Source organism: Leifsonia sp. SIMBA_070, assembly GCF_046534635.1.
Taxonomy (GTDB): domain Bacteria; phylum Actinomycetota; class Actinomycetes; order Actinomycetales; family Microbacteriaceae; genus Leifsonia.
Map to the genome: position 1 here is coordinate 1 of NZ_JAWRYK010000607.1, position 253 is coordinate 253.

The 253-nt window shown below is 68.4% G+C and carries 1 protein-coding gene; it reads left to right on the forward strand.

Annotated features, from left to right (window positions below):
* The coding region (locus SB754_RS21650; protein ID WP_410784374.1) for a siderophore-interacting protein at nucleotides 1-253 on the forward strand (253 nt) is incomplete at both ends.

Genomic DNA, 253 nt, shown 5'->3' on the forward strand with positions numbered 1-253 from the left:
GTGGAATCTGCGGACGACGAGATCGCGATCGATGCTCCCGAGGGTGTGGAGGTGTTCTGGCTCCACCGCGACGGCGCGTCATGCGGCTCCGTGATGGTCGCCGCGGTCGAGGCCCTCGCGCCCCCGTCCGGCTCCGTCGACGTGTTCGCCCACGGAGAGAGAAACGCGATGAAGCGGTTGCGCCCACTCATCCACAACGAATGGGGCATCCCGCGCTCGCGCATGTCGTACTCCGCGTACTGGGCAGCGGGCC